The following is a 17,898-nucleotide window of genomic DNA, read 5'->3' as shown; positions in this document are numbered from 1 at the left end:
GAGTGCTAACGCCATGAATTCACTAAATATGCAAATGTTTGCATATTTGGTTTTGACGATCTCACTGAGAGAAAGAGGAGCTTGTAATGAACCTTCGTCCCTTGCATGACCGCGTAATTGTCAAGCGCCTGGATAACGAAACGAAGACGGCCTCGGGCATCGTGATCCCGGAAGCCGCCGCCGAAAAGCCGGACCAGGGCGAGATCCTGGCCGTCGGCCCGGGCAAGCGCGATGATCAAGGCAAATTGATCGCACTCGACGTGAAGGTGGGCGACCGCGTTCTGTTCGGCAAGTATGCCGGTCAAGGCGTGAAGGTCGATGGCCAGGAACTGCTGGTCATGCGCGAAGAAGACATCATGGCCGTCGTGGCCGCCTAAGACTGTCTGCCCCCAGACATCTACGTAAAGAATCCAAGGAGTTAATGCAATGGCAGCTAAAGAAGTCGTTTTCGGCGATGCCGCTCGTTCCAAGATGGTTGAGGGTGTCAACATCCTCGCCAACGCCGTCAAGGTGACCCTGGGCCCGAAGGGCCGTAACGTCGTGCTCGAGCGCAGCTTCGGCGGCCCGACCGTGACCAAGGACGGTGTGTCGGTCGCCAAGGAAATCGAACTCAAGGACAAGCTCCAGAACATGGGCGCGCAAATGGTCAAGGAAGTGGCTTCCAAGACCAGCGACAACGCCGGCGACGGTACCACCACCGCAACGGTGCTGGCTCAGTCGATCGTTCGCGAAGGCATGAAGTACGTTGCCTCGGGCATGAACCCGATGGACCTGAAGCGCGGTATCGACAAGGCTGTCGCCGCTGCTATCGAAGAACTGCGCAAGATCAGCAAGCCCTGCACCACGAACAAGGAAATCGCTCAAGTCGGCTCGATCTCGGCCAACAGCGACACCTCGATCGGTGACTACATTGCCAAGGCAATGGACAAGGTCGGCAAGGAAGGCGTGATCACCGTCGAAGACGGCAAGTCGCTGCAAGACGAGCTGGATGTCGTCGAAGGTATGCAATTCGACCGCGGCTACCTCTCGCCGTACTTCATCAACACCCCGGAAAAGCAAGTCGCGATCCTGGAGAACCCGTTCGTCCTGCTGTTCGACAAGAAGGTGTCGAACATCCGTGACCTGCTGCCGGTACTCGAGCAAGTCGCCAAGGCTGGCCGTCCGCTGCTGATCATCGCCGAAGACGTCGAGGGCGAAGCCCTGGCAACGCTGGTGGTCAACAACATCCGTGGCATCCTGAAGACCTGCGCCGTCAAGGCTCCGGGCTTCGGCGACCGCCGCAAGGCCATGCTGGAAGACATCGCCATCCTGACGGGCGGCCAGGTCATCGCCGAAGAAATTGGCCTGACGCTGGAAAAGGCCACGCTGGCTGAGCTGGGTCAAGCCAAGCGCATCGAAATCGGCAAGGAAAACACCATCATCATCGATGGCGCCGGTGAAGCTGTGAACATCGAAGCGCGCGTCAAGCAGATCCGCGCCCAGATCGAAGAAGCCACCAGCGACTACGACCGTGAAAAGCTGCAAGAGCGCGTGGCCAAGCTGGCCGGCGGTGTTGCCGTGATCAAGGTCGGTGCTGCGACCGAAGTCGAAATGAAGGAAAAGAAGGCACGCGTGGAAGACGCGCTGCACGCTACCCGCGCTGCCGTGGAAGAAGGCATCGTCCCGGGCGGTGGTGTTGCGCTGCTGCGTGCTCGCGTGGCCGTGTCGGACCTCAAGGGTGCCAACGCCGACCAGGACGCCGGTATCAAGATCGTGCTGCGCGCGATGGAAGAGCCGCTGCGTCAGATCGTCACCAACGGTGGCGAAGAAGCCAGCGTCGTCGTGGCTAACGTCGTTGCCGGCAAGGGCAACTACGGCTACAACGCATCGTCGGGTGAGTACGGCGATCTGGTGGAAATGGGCGTTGTGGACCCGACCAAGGTCACCCGCACCGCACTGCAAAACGCCGCTTCGGTGTCGGGCCTGCTCCTGACGACCGACTGCGCCGTTGCCGAACTGCCGAAGGAAGATGCTCCGATGGCCGGCGGTATGGGCGACATGGGCGGTATGGGCGGCATGGGCATGGGCATGTAAGTCTCGCAAGAGACTGCATGACCGGGGTGCCGCAAGGTGCCCCGAATGCCCGGCTGTCGGGCTTTGCGCAAGGATCTCGATCCGGACGCCAAAGCCCGCGCCTGAAACGGCAACGAACTCCTCGGAATTCGTTGCCGTTTTTTTATACGAGCTTCAAATGTGTTGATTCACGCGGACTTGATCGGCGACGGCGTCAACGGCGCCGTGGCCGCAATCTCGTCCTGCATCCAGTCCCAAAAGGCATGAATCGCCCGCTCGCGCGGATGATTCTCCCGCCAGCTCACGTGGTACTCCAGACTCGGCGCAATCTGCACGTCGCCGATCTGCACCAGCTCCCCTGACGCCAGCGAGTCGCGCACCAGCAAGCTACGCGCGGTGGCCACGCCATGTCCCGCCAGCGCTGCGCGCAATAGCAGCCCCGAATCGTCGAAGATCGGCCCGCGCGTCGGCTCATGCGGCGGCAATCCGGCGGCCACTTGCCAGTCGCGCCATGATCGGTAGGCGAAGCGCAGCATCGGCAGCTTGGGCGTATCCGCCACCGTGAAGCCCGGCACGCTGGCGATCAGTTCCGGGCTGCACACGGCGATCACGACGTCGTCGAGCAATTTTCGGGTGACGAACCCTGGCGTTTCCACGCGCTGATGCCAGATGCCGAGGTCGACGGAATAGGGATCCGGCGCGGGGATGTCCGCGTGAATGCGCACGACCAGATCGATGCCGGGGTGAAGCTTGCTGAAGCGGTCGAGCCGGGGAATCAGCCATTGCGCGGCCAGATCCGTCATCACGCTGATTTCCAGACGGACGATGGCCGGCGCGGCGTCGGGCGTTATGCCTGCTTTGGCTTCGTTCAACGCCTCGTCCAGTTCCGTCATACCGATGCGTACCCGCTCGGCCAGACGCGCCCCGACGCTCGTCGGAATCATCCGCGCGCCGACCCGTCGGAACAGCGCCGTGCCCAATTGCTGTTCCAGCGAGCGCATATGGTGGCTGACAGCACTGTGCGTCAAATTCAATTCCTCGGCGGCACGGGTAAAGCTCCGGTGACGCACGGCGGCTTCAAGCGCACGCAGGGATTGGAGGGGAGGGAGGTGTTGGAACATGATGTCAAATTTTACTCACAATACGAGCACAAAGGTTTCGTTGGCTTCACATCACACTTGCACGGACAATCGATACCCAAGCAATTCATTAGGGTTTACTCCATGTCGAAAGCACTTCGAATATTCGTGCTGTTCGCCTGCGGATACTTCGTCTCGTACGTGTACCGCGGTGTGAACATCGGGTTTGCACCGTTCATGACGCGCGACCTCGGTCTCTCGTCTGCCGATCTCGGTCTGCTCACGAGCCTTTATTTCCTCGGTTTTGCCGGTGCGCAATTACCGGCGGGCGTGCTGCTCGACAAGTTCGGGCCGCGCCGGGTGTCTTCGCTGGTGCTGCTGCTCGCGGCGGCCGGTGCGGCGTTGTTCGGTCTGGCGCATGGCGTTGGGGCGCTGATGATTGGGCGTCTGCTCATTGGCGTTGGCGTGTCGGTGTGTCTGGGCAGTGCATTCAAGGCGCTGGCGCAGTGGTTTCCGGTGGCGCGTCTGCCGTTGCTCAATGGTCTGGTGATGGCTGTGGGCGGCATGGGTGGCGTGGTTGTCGGCACACCGCTGAACTGGCTGCTCGGTCTGACGGACTGGCGCGTGGTGTCGTTCGGACTGGCGGCGCTCACGGTGTTCATATCCATCGCACTGTGGTTCGGCGCGCCGGAGAAGCCCGGTTCGCATGCGCAGGGTGGTTTGTCGGAGGCATTGCGGGGCGTGCGTCAGGTGCTCGGTAGCGCGATGTTCTGGAAGGTGACGTCGCTCTCGGGCATCACGCAGGGCGTGTTCTACGCGATGCAGTCGCTGTGGATGGCGCCGTTCATGCGTGACATTGAAGGGTTGTCGGCGGCGGAGGCGGCGTGGCTCGTCTCGGTCGTGGGGTTGGCGATGATGGCCGGCAGCGTGGTGTTCGGGGCGGCCGCCCGCTCGCTGGAGCGTCGGGGGGTGAGCGTGTTCGCCTTCTCCGGCGTCGGCATGGTGCTGTTCGTCGTGGTGCAGTTGCTGCTGATGCTGCGCACGCCGATTCCGCCGGTCTGGCTGTGGGCCGCTTACGGCATCTTCGGCGGTGCGGGCATTCTGTCCTATGCCGTGCTCGCAGAGTACTTCCACGGCACGCTGATCGGACGCGTCAATACGTCGCTCACCCTCGTCATCTTCCTGCTGATTTTCCTGTGCCAGGTCGGCGTAGGCTCGGTACTCGGCGCGTACACGGCACATAGCCCGCAGGGACACTTCTCGGCGTGGACGGTGCTGGTCGTGCTGCAAGTAGTCGGTGCGGTGTGGTACTTCTGGCCGCAGCGCCAGAGCGTGGGCAAGGTCGCAGCGGCCTGATCCGCGGAAGGTGCGAGTAGGCCACAGGATGGCTGAGGCACACTGAAGTTCAAAAGGCTCGCCATCGCGAGCCTTTTTCTTGAGGTCGAGACAACCCGACTTAGCGCCTCATTTCACGCCTTCCAGCGCCTTTAGCCAGTCGCTCAGCCCGGACTCGACATTGATCAGCGTCGCCTTGGTGAGCGGTGCGAGCATACGGTGTTCGTTGGCCACGTGCGCCTCGACTGCACGTTCGATCAGGGCGAAGCCATCGTCGGTGAGCTGGACGAGCGTGCTGCGCGCGTCGTCCGGATTCGGCACGCGAGCGATCCAGCCTCGCGCTTCGAGACGCTGCAACCGGTGTGTCATGGTGCCCGACGTCACCATTAGCGTGGAGAAGAGCGCCGTCGGCGCGAGCCGGTAAGGCGCACCGGAGCGACGCAGCGTCGCCAGCATGTCGAACTCCCACCCGCTCATATCGAACTCGGCGAACGTGGCGTCGAGCTGCTGCTGGACGAGCGCTGCGCACCGCTTGAGGCGGCCAATCACACCCATGGGCGACACGTCGAGATCCGGACGCTCGCGATGCCACTGCGCGAGGATGCTGTCGACCGCGTCGCCGCTCGTCAACGTGTTGCCCTTCATCTCATTCCCTGCATTCCCCATTGGCCGCTTCGCCATGTTACCGACTCCTTTTGTCTTGACATCAAGACAAAAGAATACCAAACTTCGATTTATCTTGAATTGAAGATAAATTGCGATGACCCGAATTTCTGCGCAGACGACAAGCACCGCGTGGCTGGATGTGCTCTTCACCGCACTCGCCCCGATGATCTGGGGATCGACCTACATTGTGACGACGCAGGTGTTGCCCCCCGACCGACCGTTCACGGCGGCGCTGATTCGCGTGCTGCCCTCGGGATTGCTGCTGTTGCTCTACGCGCGACGCTGGCCAGCGCGCGGCGACTGGGCGCGCCTGCTGACGCTCTCCGCACTGAACATCGGCGCATTTCAGGCGCTGCTGTTCGTCGCGGCCTATCGACTTCCGGGCGGTCTGGCGGCGGTCGTCGGGGCGATCCAGCCGTTGCTGGTCATGGGGCTGGCATGGGGCGTGGATCAGCGGCGGCCGCTGATGACGACGGTGTGGGCGGCGATTGCCGGTGTCGTCGGGATGGGGGTGTTGCTGCTCTCGCCAGGCACGGTGTTCGAGCCGGTCGGCATCGCGGCGGCGCTTGCCGGCGCGGCATGCATGGCGGCAGGCACTTATCTGACGCGTCGCTGGCGACTGAGCATGCCGGTGCTGGCGCTCACCGGCTGGCAACTGTTGCTGGGTGGCTTGATGCTGACGCCGGTCGCGTTGCTGGCCGACCCGCCGCTGCCATCGCTCACATGGTGGCAGACCGCAGGATATGTCTATTTGTCGATGGCGGGGGCGTTGCTGGCGTACGCGTTGTGGTTTCGCGGCATCGCGCGTCTTGCGCCGGTGGCGGTGTCGTCACTGGGTTTGCTCAGTCCGCTGACGGCCGTTGTACTCGGCTGGGTGCTGCTCGGTCAGGCCATCAAGGGGCTGGCATTCGTGGGACTTGCGATGGTCTTCGCGAGCATTCTGGCGGTGCAGTGGACGGCGTCGAGGACGTGATCGCTTCGTGGGCCCTGTCGGGGCCGCCGTCCGATGTGCTTGCGATGGTGTCGCCGATGCCGTGATTACTCGGCGGCCACCCAATCACCCGACTTGCCGCCGTGCTTTTCCAGCACGCGAACGTCGGTCATCGTCATGCCGCGATCCACGGCCTTGCACATGTCGTAAATCGTCAGCAGACCGACTTGCACGGCGGTGAGCGCTTCCATCTCGACGCCGGTGCGCCCGATGGTCTCGACCTGCGCGCGGCAGTGCACGGCGTTCGTGCCGTCGTCGACGAGAAACTCGACCGTCACGCGCGTGAGGGCCAGCGGATGGCACAGCGGAATCAGATCGGCCGTGCGCTTGGCACCCTGAATCGCGGCGATGCGCGCGATGCCCAGCACGTCGCCTTTCTTGGCCGTGCCGGTGCGAATGAGCGCCAGCGTTTCCGGCTGCATGCGGATGGTGCCGCGCGCGACGGCGATGCGGTGTGTGCTGTCCTTGCTGCCGACGTCAACCATGTGGGCCTGTCCGGCGGTGTCGAAGTGGGTGAGTTCTGCCATGAGTCGATGCTGAGAAAGTGCGGGAAATCAGTCTGAAATCGTGCGCGATCGTGCGGCCCGCGCCTGCGAATTCGCCACTATTTTTATCGTTCGGGCGACGGTGCGGAACGTCCGCGTCTGGCTGCTATCATAGCAGCAGCCTCGAATGATCAGCGCCACGCCGCGCCCACACCCATGACGTCCATGCCGACGCACGCCCGTCATCCCAATCCCCTTGATTCAAGTTCATATGGCGTCGCCCGCTGGCGGCGCATTGTCGCCGCTTTGATGCTGCCGGTGATGACGGCGACGACGTTCGCCACCGCCGTCATTCCGACGCAAGCCGTCGCGCAAGGCTTGCCCACGCTCGGCCAAAGCTCGGCGGCCGACCTCTCGCCCGCGATGGAGCGCAAGCTGGGCGAGCGTGTGATGCGCGAGATCCGCGCCGATCCCGATTACGTCAACGATTTGCTGCTCTCCGACTACGTCAATGCGCTGGGCAGCAAGCTTGTCTCGGCCACCCGCAAGGTCGGCATCGACGCTAGCCAGAGCTTCGAGTTCTTCGTCGTGCGCGACGCTGCGATCAACGCGTTCTCGCTGCCCGGCGGCTTCATCGGCATCAACACCGGGCTGATCGTCACCACGCGGACCGAGTCGGAACTCGCCTCCGTGGTCGGACACGAGACGGGGCATGTCCTTCAGCATCACATCGCACGCATGCTCGGCCAGCAGGCGCAGAACTCGTGGATCGCGCTGGGCGGCCTGCTGCTCGGTTTGCTGGCCGGTATCGGCGCGCGCAGCTCGGATCTTGGGATGGGCATTGCCATGGGTGGGCAAGGGCTGGCCGTCGACAGGCAACTGAGGTTCTCGCGCGACGCAGAGCGCGAGGCCGATCGTGTCGGCTTCCAGTTATTGCAGGCCGCCGGTTTTGACACGTATGCAATGCCGACATTCTTCGAGCGTCTGCAACGGGCCGATTCGATCAATGAGGCCGGTGTGCCGGAATACGTGCGGACTCACCCGCTCACAACCGAGCGCATCGCCGACATGCTCAACCGCTCGCGCAGCGCCGGTTATCGTCAGCCGGAGCAGTCGCCGGAATATGCGTTTGTGCGTGCGCGTTCGCTGGTCTTGCAGCAGAAATCGGCGAGCGATTTCGCGGCCATTGCCGACGCGCAACGTACCGCCATCCGGACGCAGACCGCACCGAACGTGGCGGGGGCATGGTATGCGGTGGCGCTGGCCGAAGTGAAGCAGCGACGCTGGGAGCCCGCGCGTGACGCACTTGAGCGCGCACGCACGGCCTTTGGCGGCACCGGGCCGGGCACGCCGAGTCTGGCGGTGCTGGCGTCCGATCTCGCGCGGCTGTCCGGTAAGCCGGACGAGGCGCTGCGCATCGCCACGCAGGCGCGCGCAGCCTTCCCGCTGTCACAGGCGGCGGACATGGCCTACGCGGACGCGCTCATCGCCAGCCAGCGCGTTCCCGAGGCCACGAAGTTCCTGCAATCGCAGGTCGAGCGCTACCGCAGCGAGCCGATCTGGTGGCGTGCATTGGCTGGCGCTTGGGCTGCGGGCGGCAAACGGGCGCGTCAGCATGAGGCGCTCGCCGAGCAATATGCCTTGCAAGGTCAGTGGATGGCGGCGGTGAGTCAGCTCAAGCTCGCGCGCGACGCCGGGGATGCCGATTTTTACGAGATGTCGACCATCGACGCGAAACTGCACGAGTTCCAGCGCCGGTACAAGGAAGACAAGGAAGACGAGAAGGAATTCAACAAGCAGTTCGGCTGACGGGCGCTTGGGGCGTCCCGTCGCGAAGTCTGTCGGAGCGTGGCCGAAAATCAGGCGACCGGCGCCTGGGGATCTCGCTCGAAGCCATACGTCTGCGGCAACGTGCCCGCGTGAACGACGGACAGCGGCAGCGAATCTCCCGAATCGCCATTGCGCCAATGCAGACGCACCGCAGCCTTCGCGTCCGCCGTGTCGTCCGCTGTCTCCGCCATTTCGAACGCCTGCGCCAGATCCGACACCTGCGTGAGCAGATCGATATCGTGATCATGCAGTAGCGCCAGCGGCGCGGTCGCGTCCCCCGCGCCCTTCGTCCCCACAAAGGCGACGCTGCCATCCTCGTCGAGCAGGCAGGCTTGCGGCACGAACGTCTTGCCCAACTGATCCGTCAGCACGGGCGCACCGCGTCCGTCGTTCGCTGCGGCGTCCCACGTGAGGCGCACCACAAACGGCGCGTAAGCCAGCGAGACGTACACGCGTTGCGGGCCGTTCTGGAAGTACCAGCGGCCGACGTCGTCGCTAGCGTAATTGCGGGCGATGAACGCGATCAGCGCGGTATGTCGAATGGGGTCGCCCGCCGAGCCTTCCGCCTGCGTCTGTTCGTCGCGCATGCGCCACTGGCCGCGACGATCGAGTGCGAGCCAGCCGTAGCAGTGCGGCACATTGGGCCATTTGGCCATCGCCTGTCGAACGATCTCATCCATTAGGTAGGATCCCTTAATATGTGCCGACGCCCTGCGCAATCGTCATTCAGCGCTCTAAGGCGGATGGCAGAAATTGACGGAAGTAGTCGACGACAGTACGCGGCATCCACGTCAGCCCGCCCGGAAACGGCCCGCTCATGAAGCCGACGTGTCCGCCGTGTGCCGGTTGCAGCAGTTGAACGAAACGGCCGACATCGCCTTCCCCGGGCAGGGCGCTGGCGGGTTGGAACGGGTCGTTGCGGGCGTTGATGACGAGCGTCGGGACTTCGATGGCAGGCAGAATCGGTTTGCTCGATGCGCGCGTGTAATAGTCGAACGCGCTGTGATAGCCGTGCAGCGGTGCGGTGACCACGTGATCGAATTCACCGAGATCGCGTGCGGCCATCATCAGATTGCGATCGTAAAGGCCGGGGTACTGGTCGAGCTTGGCGAGCGCCTTCTTCTTGAGCGTGCCGAGGAAGTTGCGCGTGTACACCATGTTGAAGCCGTGCGAGAGCGCCAGACCGCCCGCGCGCAGATCGAGCGGGGCGGAGATCGCGCAGGCGGCGCTGACGACTTGCGTCGCGTGCCCCTCGCGCTCGCCGAGCCAGCGCAGCAGCACATTGCCGCCGAGCGACACGCCCGCCGCGAAGATCGGGCCGGAAGTGTGCGCGCGCAAGCGTTGCAGCATCCAGTCGATTTCGGTGCTGTCGCCGGAGTGATAAAAGCGCGGGGCGCGGTTCATGCGTCCGCTGCAACTGCGAAAGTGCGGAATCACGCCGCGCCAGCCCTGCGCTTCGACCTCACGCATCAGGGTGCGGGCGTAGTGACTGCCCGAACTCCCTTCCAGACCGTGGAACAGCACGACCAGCGGTGTTTCGACGAGACCGTCGGGGGCGGGCGGGGACTTCTGCGAAGCGGGCGGCGCGACCAGCCAGTCGACGTCGACGAAATCGCCGTCGGGCGTATTCCACGTCTCGCGGCGGAACTCGACCGACGGACGGCGGCCCAGCAGCGCGGGATAGATCGTCTGGCTGTGGCCGTCGGGCAGCCACCGGGGCGGCCGGTAATCCTGAGGCGGAAAGACGGCCGGGCGCGCTGTCATGCGAACACCGTGCGCTTTAGTGCAGCCCGTCCGGACGCGCGTGCATCATCAGGCTGAATTGCTCGACGGCATGCGGCGGCAGGGGGCTTGAGTGGATGTGGGCGAAGCGCCAGTCGCCTTGCTCGTGCACCAGCACGTAGGTCGTGTGGATGAGCTGGGCGGTCGTTTGCCCGGCGTCTTCCTTGCCAACGCGAATGGCCTCGGTCGCCGTGTGCACGACCGTGCCGACGGTGTCGTACTCGGTCGTGTCGAGCGAGTCGATCAGCACGACGCTCTGCGCGAACTGGGCGACGAGACCGCTGCGGATCTGCTCAAGGCCGTCCCAACGCGTGCCGTCGGCACGAATGTAGCTGACGAAATCCTCGTTCGCCCAGAGCGTCATCGCGCGATCCGTCTGACCACGGCGCAGCGCGTCATAAAAGGCCGTGATGGTTTCACTGGCGGCATCGAACAGACGGACAAAACGTGGCATGAGGATTTACCGTTGAGTGTTACCGGGATCGAACCGAAAGCTTGCCTTGCGCGGCGCTCAGCGCTGCGTCAGCAGAATGTTGCGCAGATTCGCGAACACATGCTCGGGCATCAACTCGTTCAGGCAGCGTGTGTGGCCCAGCGGACATTCACGGGCAAAACACGGGCTGCACTCCAATTGTAGCCACAGGATGTGCGCGTGCTCTGACAACGGCGGCGTGTGGCGCGGATCGGACGAACCGAACAAGGCTATCTGCGGGCGGCGCAGGGCGGCCGTCACGTGCATCAGGCCGGAATCGTTGCTCACTACGGCGTTCGCGCGTGCGAGCAGAGCGCAGGCCTCGGCCAGCGACGTCTGTCCGCAAAGATTGCGCACGAACGGCGCATCGGCGGCGATTTGCTGGGCCAGCGCCCCATCCTTGCCCGACCCGAGCGCGACGATCTGCGCGTACGGGAACGAGCGGCGCACCAATTGCGCGAGTTGCGCGAAGTGTCCCGGCGGCCAGCGCTTGGCCGGTCCGAACTCGGCGCCCGGGCAGAACACCACGAGCGGCACGCGCAGATCGAGGCCGAAGCGCGCGAACACACGGGCCGATTCGTTCAGGTCGGCTTCGATGCGCGGTGTCGGCAGCGTCTCGGGTAGCTTGGCGCCCGGGGCGAACGCGAGCGCAGCGTAATGCCGCACCATCGGCGGGCGCTCGTCCTTGCGCGGATTGGCGTGACGCACGTTGAGCAGGCCGTAGCGCTGCTCGCCCTTGTAGCCGATGCGCAACGGAATGCGCGCCAGCCACGGAATCAGCGACGACTTCAGGGAATTCGGCAGCACATAGGCGGCGTCGTACCCCTCGTCGGCCAGCACGCTCGCGAGCCGGTAGCGCTCGAGCGGCTGCAACTTGCCGTGCGCGAGGTCGGTGGCGACGACGCGCGAAATCTCCGGCATGCGTTCGAGCACCGGGGCGACCCAGCCGGGCGCGATCGCGTCGATGGTCAGACGCGGATGCAGACGCTTGAGCAGGGTAAACAACGGCTGCGCCATCAGCGCGTCCCCAATCCAGTTGGGGGCGATCACCAAGGCTTTATGCATCGTGGCGGAGACTCAATTCGTTAAGCGTGGCGATGAAGCGGGCCCGGCGGCCGGGCCGTTTCACGAGAAAGACGGACGATCAGTGACCCTTGATCACGGTGCCGGGCTTCAGGCGATAGCGCGTGCCGCAATAGGCACAGGCGGCTTCGCCGTGGCTCACGTCGATGAACACACGCGGGTGGCTGCTCCAGAACTGCATCTTCGGGTTCGGGCAGTGGACCGGGAGATCTTCAGCGCCGACTTCGACGACCGGCATTTGTTTGACTTCGCTCATGGGGTTCGGACCGTGGTGATATTCGATGGATTCGCGGTGTGCCGTGAATCCGAAGTTTTGAGGATTGCCCGGACGGTGTCGGTCACTGGGTGACGTCCGCCCGTTTACCAAAAGACGCTATTGTAAAGCAGCCGCCGCCCTTTGCGGATGGCTAGCCGCCCCGACGGCCATGGCGTGGTCCGCGTGGCGCGTATGCCACAGCGGCGGCGTTGCATCAGAAAAAACAGGCGAGTGACGGCTTTTCACGTACTAAGTAACTATTTACCGTGGCTATAATGATCTGACGTCCGCCGCCAATGATGAACATATTCACGAGACAATCCGGCAACCCTGGCGGGCGCCGTGACCGCTAGCGGTCATCTCGGGCGTGCCGGGCGCCGTCGGGACCGCTTCGCCCCGCAATGCCAGACACCGCGTCGCTCACCCCGGCGCTGCCCCCCAGCCGACCATGTCAATGTTTCGTTTGCCTGCCGCTGAACGTGAAGGGTTCGCGGCCGGTTTTCGCATTATTTCGCCGCTTTTGCCCGCCATTTTTTCATGGGGTCTGGTGACAGGCGTCGCCATGAGCAAATCGGTGCTGACCGTGCCGCAGGCCATCGGGATGAGCCTGATGCTCTACGCGGGGTCGGCGCAACTGGCCTCGCTGCCGCTCTTTGCCGCCGGTATGCCGCTCTGGACAATTCTGCTGACGGTCGGCATCGTCAATCTGCGTTTCGTGATTTTCAGCGCAGGCCTCCAGCCGCATTTCTCCTATTTGTCGTTGCCGCGTCGCATCGCGCTCGGTTACGTCAATGGCGATCTCGGCTTTGTGATGTTCATGAACCAGAACTTCGCGAATGGCTATGTGCCGGGCAAGGAGGGGACGTATTACGGCATCACGCTGAGCAACTGGGCGGTCTGGCATGTGTCGTCTATTCTCGGCATCGTGCTCGGTGCGCTGGTGCCCGATAGCTGGGGACTGGGATTCGCAGGCACACTCGCGCTCATTCCCATGATGGTGCACACCATCAACAGTCGCTCCACGATGCTGGCGGTGGCGCTCGCGTCGCTCGTCGGTGTGCTCGCGTTCGATTTACCGTATCGCCTCAATCTGGTGCTGGGCGTGCTCGGCGCGCTGGCTGCGGGCATGGTGTGCGACGAACTGGCGGCGCGCCACGCGAAGCGCCTTGCGCTGGCCAATCCGGTGAGGGTACCGATTTCGACGGGCGACGCGGCGGCAAATGCGCCAATAACGACGAAGGTAGGTGAGCCGCAGCCGGACGCTGTCCATGAAGAACGCCGCACGTCGGGAGAGCGTCGCTGATGAGCACCTTCGAAATCTGGTTCGCCTTCGTGGCGATGACGGCCATCACCATCGTCACGCGCACCTTCTTCTTGCTCGCCGGGGAGCGTGTGACGCTGCCCCAGCGTCTGCAACGTGCACTGCGCTACGCGCCAGCGGCGGCGCTTGCCGTCATCGTCGTGCCGGAGGTCGTGCTGCTCGATCATCAGTTCGCCATGCATCTGGGTAATCACAAGCTCGCGGCGGCGGTGGCGGCCACCGGCTGGTTCATCTGGCGGCGGAACATGATCGAGATGATCGTGATCGGAATGGTCGTTTATACGCTGGGGCGACTGTTCCTGTAGGTGGAACGCCGGACCTGCAAAATGGGCATCGGGGCGGTCGGATCAGTTAAAATGCATGTTTTTCCCACCATTTATTCCGGATTCTCATGGCTTCCGTCGTACGTCTTTCCGATTTGATCGCCCAGGGCCGCCTCGCCGGCAAACGTGTCTTCATCCGCGCCGACATGAACGTGCCGCAAGACGATGAGGGCCGAATCACGGAAGACACGCGTATCCGCGCCTCGGTGCCGGCCATCCAGATGGCACTCGACGCCGGTGCCGCCGTGATGGTCACCTCGCATCTGGGCCGTCCGACGGAAGGCGAGTTCAAGCCTGCCGACTCGCTCGCCCCGGTGGCAAAGCGTCTGTCGGAATTGCTCGGTCGCGACGTGAAGCTGGTCTCCGACTGGGTCGACGGCGGTTTCGACGTGGCCCCGGGCTCGGTCGTGCTGCTGGAGAACTGCCGCGTCAATAAGGGCGAGAAGAAGGACAACGACGAACTGGCGCAGAAGATGGCCAAGCTGTGCGACGTCTATGTGAACGACGCATTCGGCACGGCCCACCGCGCTGAAGCCACCACGCACGGCATCGCCAAGTACGCACCGGTCGCTTGCGCAGGCCCGCTGCTCGCCGCCGAACTCGAAGCGCTGGGCAAGGCGCTGAACGCACCGGCGCGTCCGCTCGTGGCCATTGTGGCTGGCTCGAAGGTCTCCACCAAGCTCACCATTCTGAAGACGCTGGCCGATAAGGTCGATCAACTGATCGTGGGCGGCGGCATTGCCAACACGTTCATGCTGGCCGCTGGTCTGCCGATCGGCAAGTCGCTCGCCGAAGCCGATCTGGTCGAGGAAGCCAAGGCGATCATCGACGCCATGGCCGCGCGCGGCGCATCGGTGCCGATCCCGACGGACGTGGTGTGCGCGAAGGAGTTCAGCGCGAACGCCGAAGCGACCGTCAAAGCGTCGGCCGACGTGGCTGCCGACGACATGATTCTCGACATCGGCCCGCAAACGGCCGCCAAGCTGGCCGAGCAACTGGGCAGCGCGGGTACCATCGTCTGGAACGGTCCGGTCGGCGTGTTCGAATTCGACCAGTTCGGTCACGGCACGGAAACCCTGGCGCGCGCCATCGCCGCAGCCAAGGGCTTCTCGATTGCCGGTGGTGGCGACACGCTCGCGGCCATCGCCAAATACGGTATTGCCGATCAGGTCAGCTACATCTCGACCGGTGGCGGCGCGTTCCTCGAATTCCTCGAAGGCAAGACGCTCCCGGCCGTCGACGTGCTGGAACAACGCGCGGCCCAGTCGAACTGATCGGGCGGATTGCGCGGAATTTGCGTTGGGTTTGCTCTGAAACGTGCAAACCCAGGTGGAGCGGGGCTTGCAGGGGAGTTTGTTGGCCCGGAAAACGTTCGCCGAGGGCGGTTTTGATCGCTTTATTGCGAACGTTAGAGATCGAATCAAACGATTTCGTACGGACAATACAAACTTTTTGGTTAACCTGCGACGGCCTAATTGCGTTACAAACCTCTAAGCGCCAGTAATGTCGAAAGCGCTGCTACCCAAAGAGGATGAAGAGATGGATGTAATGAACCGCTCCACCAAGATCGTCGCCACCATCGGTCCGGCATCGAGCACGCCGGAAGTGCTTTCGCGCATGATCGCCGCAGGCGTCGACGTCGTTCGCCTGAACTTCTCGCACGGCAAGGCGCAGGACCACATCGAGCGCGCCGAAATGGTGCGCGCGGCCGCTAAGGCAGCGGGCCGCGAAGTGGCCATCATGGCCGACCTGCAGGGCCCGAAGATTCGCGTCGGCAAGTTCGAGAACGGCAAGACCACGCTGGAAGCCGGCGCCAAGTTCATTCTGGACAGCGAGTGCGAACTCGGTAACGACGAGCGCGTCGGTCTGGACTACAAGGAACTGCCGCGCGACGTGCGCACGGGCGACGTGCTGCTGCTCAACGACGGCCTGATCGTGCTGATCGTCGACCGCGTGCTCGGCAGCGAGATCCACACGACCGTGAAGGTCGGCGGCGACCTGTCGAACAACAAGGGCATCAACCGCCAGGGCGGCGGGCTGACGGCACCGGCACTCACGTCGAAGGACATGGAAGACATCAAGACCGCGATGGCGCTGGGCGCCGATTACGTCGCGGTCTCGTTCCCGAAGAACGCTACCGACATGGAAATGGCGCGGCGTCTTGCGAACGTGGCGGGCGAGCCGTACGGCATCAAGCCGCTGATGATCGCGAAGATCGAGCGTGCGGAAGCGATTCCGGCCCTCGAAGAAATTCTGGCGGCCTCGGACTGCATCATGGTCGCGCGTGGCGACCTGGCCATCGAAGTCGGCAACGCGGCCGTCCCGGCGCTGCAAAAGCGCATGATCAAGCTCGCGCGCGAAATGAACAAGACGACCATCACGGCCACGCAGATGATGGAGTCGATGATTCACAACCCGGTGCCGACCCGCGCCGAAGTGTCGGACGTCGCCAATGCGGTGCTCGACGGCACCGATGCGGTGATGCTGTCGGCGGAAAGTGCGGCGGGCAAGTACCCGGTCGAGACGATCGAGACGATGGCGACGATTTGCGTCGAAGCCGAGCGCTCGGAAACGGTGGAACTCGATCGCGACTGGCTGAACCAAACTTTTACGCGCATCGACCAGACGATTGCGGCCGGTGCCCTGTTTACCGCGTATCATCTTGGCGCGAAAGCCATCGTGGCGCTGACCGAATCGGGCGCGACCGCGTTGTGGCTGTCCCGTCACAAGATCCATGTGCCGATTTTTGCGCTGACGTCGCAGATGAGCAGCCATCGCAAAATGGCGCTGTATCGCAACGTCTACGCGATGCGCGCCGACGCCACGCATGACCGCGATCACGCGCTCATGCAAGCCGAACAGCTGCTGCTTTCGAAGGGCGTTGTGAAGCGTGGCGACACGATCGTGCTGACGGTAGGCGAGCCGATGGGACAACCCGGCGGCACCAACACGTTGAAGATCGTTCAGGTGGGCCAGGCATGACGAAGCGGGCCGCGCGAGTACGGCGAGGCGGGGCACAAGCACCGACCGCGCCGGGCGCGAGTTGTCGTCATGTGGGGCGCCTCCGGATCGAAGAAAGATTTGCTTAGTTTTGTGATTCCAAGGAGAACATCATGCCCCTAGTCTCTATGCGACAGCTGCTCGACCACGCCGCCGAAAACGGCTACGGTCTGCCGGCCTTCAACGTCAACAATCTGGAACAGGTTTCCGCGATCATGGCCGCCGCCGACGAAGTTGGCGCGCCGGTCATCATGCAAGCCTCGGCGGGTGCTCGTAAGTACGCTGGCGAAGCGTTCCTGCGTCACCTGATCTCGGCGGCCGTGGAAGCCTACCCGCATATCCCGGTCGTGATGCACCAGGATCACGGCCAGTCGCCGGCGGTGTGTATGGCCGCGATCAAGAGCGGCTTCTCGAGCGTGATGATGGACGGTTCGCTCGAAGCCGACGGCAAGTCGGTCGCCAGCTACGAGTACAACGTCGAAGTGTCGAAGAAGGTCGTCGAGTTCTCGCACTACATCGGCGTGACGGTGGAAGCCGAGCTAGGCGTGCTGGGTTCGCTCGAAACGATGAAGGGCGACAAGGAAGACGGTCACGGTGCCGACGGTACGATGACCCGCGAGCAACTGCTGACCGATCCGGATCAGGCCGCCGACTTCGTGCATCAAACGCAATGCGACGCGCTGGCCATCGCTATCGGTACCTCGCACGGCGCTTACAAGTTCAGCCGCAAGCCGACGGGCGATATTCTCGCCATCGACCGCATCAAGGAAATCCACCGCCGCATTCCGAACACGCACCTGGTGATGCACGGTTCGTCGTCGGTGCCGCAGGAACTGCTCGCCGAGATCCGTGAATTCGGTGGCGACATGAAGGAAACGTACGGCGTGCCGGTCGAGGAGATCGTCGAAGGCATCAAGCACGGCGTGCGCAAGATCAACATCGATACCGACATCCGTCTGGCCATGACCGGCGCGATCCGTCGCTATCTGTTCGAAAATCCGAGCAAGTTCGACCCGCGCGACTACCTGAAGCCGGCGCGCGAAGCCGCCAAGCAGGTTTGCAAGGCACGCTACCTGTCGTTCGGCTGCGAAGGTCAGGCGGGCAAGATCAAGACGGTCTCGCTCGACAAGATGGCCGAGAAGTACAAGAGCGGCGATCTCGCTCAGATCGTGAAGTAAATACGCGCATTGTCGCCGCGCCGGGGTTACCCGCACGGCGAAATG

Annotated in this window: 18 protein-coding genes; 10 read left to right on the top strand and 8 right to left on the bottom strand. The window is 63.5% G+C overall.

Going from position 1 to position 17,898, the window contains the following annotated elements; translation table 11 throughout:
* Positions 1-86 precede the first annotated feature (86 nt).
* Together PAN31117_RS18380 and groL are read left to right on the top strand one after the other, a co-directional pair.
* A complete protein-coding gene (locus PAN31117_RS18380) occupies positions 87-377 on the top strand; it encodes a co-chaperone GroES (RefSeq protein WP_039396568.1) in 291 nt (96 codons plus the stop codon).
* A 49-nt stretch (positions 378-426) separates the two neighbouring features.
* Entirely contained in the window at positions 427-2,073 is a 1,647-nt protein-coding gene (gene groL / locus PAN31117_RS18375) for a chaperonin GroEL (protein WP_150577223.1), read from the top strand.
* A gap of 167 nt (positions 2,074-2,240) precedes the next feature.
* On the opposite strand, the gene PAN31117_RS18370 is transcribed toward groL, so the two are convergent.
* Positions 2,241-3,173 (bottom strand): LysR substrate-binding domain-containing protein, encoded by a 933-nt coding sequence (locus PAN31117_RS18370; protein WP_150739466.1) that lies wholly within the window; start codon positions 3,171-3,173, stop codon positions 2,241-2,243.
* A gap of 102 nt (positions 3,174-3,275) precedes the next feature.
* On the opposite strand from PAN31117_RS18370, the gene PAN31117_RS18365 reads away from it, so the two are divergent.
* Positions 3,276-4,487: an MFS transporter gene (locus tag PAN31117_RS18365; RefSeq protein ID WP_150739465.1), complete on the top strand. Its 1,212-nt coding sequence runs from the start codon at positions 3,276-3,278 to the stop codon at positions 4,485-4,487.
* A 108-nt stretch (positions 4,488-4,595) separates the two neighbouring features.
* Here PAN31117_RS18365 and PAN31117_RS18360 read toward each other — a convergent pair whose 3' ends face one another.
* A complete protein-coding gene (locus tag PAN31117_RS18360; protein WP_150739524.1) occupies positions 4,596-5,111 on the bottom strand; it encodes a MarR family winged helix-turn-helix transcriptional regulator in 516 nt (171 codons plus the stop codon).
* 115 nt (positions 5,112-5,226) lie between these two features.
* On the opposite strand from PAN31117_RS18360, the gene PAN31117_RS18355 reads away from it, so the two are divergent.
* Positions 5,227-6,105, top strand: coding sequence for an EamA family transporter (locus tag PAN31117_RS18355; protein ID WP_150739464.1), 879 nt, complete (start codon positions 5,227-5,229; stop codon positions 6,103-6,105).
* Between the two features lie 65 nt (positions 6,106-6,170).
* Here PAN31117_RS18355 and moaC read toward each other — a convergent pair whose 3' ends face one another.
* Positions 6,171-6,650 (bottom strand): cyclic pyranopterin monophosphate synthase MoaC, encoded by a 480-nt coding sequence (moaC, locus tag PAN31117_RS18350; RefSeq protein ID WP_150739463.1) that lies wholly within the window; start codon positions 6,648-6,650, stop codon positions 6,171-6,173.
* Positions 6,651-6,824: 174 nt separating this feature from the next.
* Here moaC and PAN31117_RS18345 point away from each other — a divergent pair, with 174 nt between their 5' ends.
* Positions 6,825-8,417, top strand: a complete 1,593-nt coding sequence (locus tag PAN31117_RS18345; protein ID WP_246189159.1) for a M48 family metalloprotease — start codon at positions 6,825-6,827, stop codon at positions 8,415-8,417.
* 50 nt (positions 8,418-8,467) lie between these two features.
* Here PAN31117_RS18345 and PAN31117_RS18340 read toward each other — a convergent pair whose 3' ends face one another.
* The 5 genes from PAN31117_RS18340 to PAN31117_RS18320 all read right to left on the bottom strand — a co-directional run bounded on the left by PAN31117_RS18340 (position 8,468) and on the right by PAN31117_RS18320 (position 12,031).
* On the bottom strand, positions 8,468-9,118 hold the full coding sequence (locus tag PAN31117_RS18340) for a DUF2946 family protein (protein WP_150739462.1): 651 nt from the start codon (positions 9,116-9,118) through the stop codon (positions 8,468-8,470).
* A 46-nt stretch (positions 9,119-9,164) separates the two neighbouring features.
* A complete protein-coding gene (locus PAN31117_RS18335; RefSeq protein ID WP_150739461.1) occupies positions 9,165-10,202 on the bottom strand; it encodes a YheT family hydrolase in 1,038 nt (345 codons plus the stop codon).
* A 16-nt stretch (positions 10,203-10,218) separates the two neighbouring features.
* Entirely contained in the window at positions 10,219-10,674 is a 456-nt protein-coding gene (locus PAN31117_RS18330) for a nuclear transport factor 2 family protein (RefSeq protein ID WP_046292789.1), read from the bottom strand.
* Between the two features lie 57 nt (positions 10,675-10,731).
* On the bottom strand, positions 10,732-11,757 hold the full coding sequence (waaF, locus tag PAN31117_RS18325) for a lipopolysaccharide heptosyltransferase II (RefSeq protein ID WP_046292788.1): 1,026 nt from the start codon (positions 11,755-11,757) through the stop codon (positions 10,732-10,734).
* A gap of 79 nt (positions 11,758-11,836) precedes the next feature.
* Positions 11,837-12,031, bottom strand: a complete 195-nt coding sequence (locus PAN31117_RS18320) for a zinc-finger domain-containing protein (RefSeq protein WP_039396595.1) — start codon at positions 12,029-12,031, stop codon at positions 11,837-11,839.
* A gap of 454 nt (positions 12,032-12,485) precedes the next feature.
* Between PAN31117_RS18320 and PAN31117_RS18315 the strand changes: the two genes are divergently transcribed.
* The 5 genes from PAN31117_RS18315 (at position 12,486) to fba (ending at position 17,853) form a co-directional block, all read left to right on the top strand.
* Positions 12,486-13,334, top strand: coding sequence for an AzlC family ABC transporter permease (locus tag PAN31117_RS18315; protein ID WP_246189164.1), 849 nt, complete (start codon positions 12,486-12,488; stop codon positions 13,332-13,334).
* Positions 13,334-13,657, top strand: a complete 324-nt coding sequence (locus tag PAN31117_RS18310; RefSeq protein WP_046292787.1) for an AzlD domain-containing protein — start codon at positions 13,334-13,336, stop codon at positions 13,655-13,657. The genes PAN31117_RS18315 and PAN31117_RS18310 overlap by 1 nt, the downstream gene beginning before the upstream one ends.
* Positions 13,658-13,743: 86 nt before the next feature.
* On the top strand, positions 13,744-14,949 hold the full coding sequence (locus PAN31117_RS18305; RefSeq protein WP_150739460.1) for a phosphoglycerate kinase: 1,206 nt from the start codon (positions 13,744-13,746) through the stop codon (positions 14,947-14,949).
* A 274-nt stretch (positions 14,950-15,223) separates the two neighbouring features.
* Positions 15,224-16,657, top strand: a complete 1,434-nt coding sequence (gene pyk / locus PAN31117_RS18300) for a pyruvate kinase (RefSeq protein ID WP_150739459.1) — start codon at positions 15,224-15,226, stop codon at positions 16,655-16,657.
* Between the two features lie 131 nt (positions 16,658-16,788).
* Entirely contained in the window at positions 16,789-17,853 is a 1,065-nt protein-coding gene (gene fba, locus PAN31117_RS18295; protein WP_150739458.1) for a class II fructose-bisphosphate aldolase, read from the top strand.
* The last annotated feature ends 45 nt before the right edge of the window (positions 17,854-17,898 follow it).

The organism is Pandoraea anapnoica (assembly GCF_902459765.1).
GTDB classification, from domain to species: domain Bacteria; phylum Pseudomonadota; class Gammaproteobacteria; order Burkholderiales; family Burkholderiaceae; genus Pandoraea; species Pandoraea anapnoica.
The sequence above is the reverse complement of the archived record's forward strand: the minus strand, read 5'-3'. Positions and strand labels throughout refer to the sequence as shown.